Below are 973 nucleotides of genomic sequence, written 5' to 3'. Positions count from 1 at the left end.
GTGCGCATCACGCGGGTCTTTTGCCTTGTCGTAACCTTCGTTACCCTTGGCAGCGCTCGCATTCATGCGGTTGGTCTTTTCGGTCATTTCCGTGTCGTTTTGGAAATGGGTGCTGCCGTGCGGGCCTTCTTCGCCCGGTTCGATCAGACGATCTGCCGGGGGTTGATGGTTGATCATCGACTGGCCCGAATCTTCCGGTGCCTTCGTAGTTTCGTTGCGGAAATGCAGCGACGTAGAAGCTTCGTCGCGAGCCGCCGTAACTTGATCTTTGTCCTTGTTCAGGATACCCATATGATCCTCTCTTGTTTAGGTGGGAGTGCGATAAAAATACGGAATGTGCGTAGCACCCGCACACCCACGCACAAATGCGTAGGCGATTAGGAGTCCAAAACACCTAATCGCTTTACCATGTTAAAATTGAGTTCTGCGAATTATGCGGTCGCTGAGCGCAATTGAGAAGCGCTCGCAAAATCCACCACGTTATCTGAAAGCGCCGGAGCCCAAGCTGGGTCTTTCACGATAGAACACTCGATCGGCTGAATTCCGTGTGCATTTAGGAATGCCAAATGCGTGGAACCATCGAAATCTCGATACTTTTTCCAGTTAACCTGCTTCGGGCTCGTGATGTGTCCACAGGTGTGGCGTGCCGTACACTGAGCGCCACAGTACCCACACGTGAAGTAATCAACGAGAGCACCCATAGAATAGGTGTTGATTTCCCGTGTCAGAACTTTTTGTGCGACATCCGGATACTTATTTTTGTCGATTGCCAACAGCCCCATCACCTTCCACAGTTTTCCGTCCCCGTAGCCCTCAACCTTATGGAACGATGCGTCGAGAATAGCGCCGTAAGCACGCTCGTGAACCTCATTATCGTGTTCAAGATGCACGGGGCATCCTTTCCACGCTTTGTAGGACATACGGTTGGTTGGCGGCGGCAGGAATCGTGCAAGCTCATCGCGTGGGAATGCGA

2 protein-coding genes are annotated in these 973 nt (G+C 52.2%); both read right to left on the bottom strand.

The genetic code is table 11. The features are described from left to right. A partial coding sequence (locus tag AC1RPN_RS07785) for a hypothetical protein (RefSeq protein ID WP_481763650.1) occupies nt 1-291 on the bottom strand: 291 nt, incomplete at its 3' end. 140 nt (nt 292-431) lie between these two features. Further along, the coding region (locus AC1RPN_RS07780) for a hypothetical protein (RefSeq protein WP_481763649.1) at nt 432-973 on the bottom strand (542 nt) is incomplete at its 5' end.

It is taken from the genome of Dellaglioa sp. CoH-57-MRSF-20 (assembly GCF_056781955.1).
The sequence above is the reverse complement of the archived record's forward strand: the minus strand, read 5'-3'. Positions and strand labels throughout refer to the sequence as shown.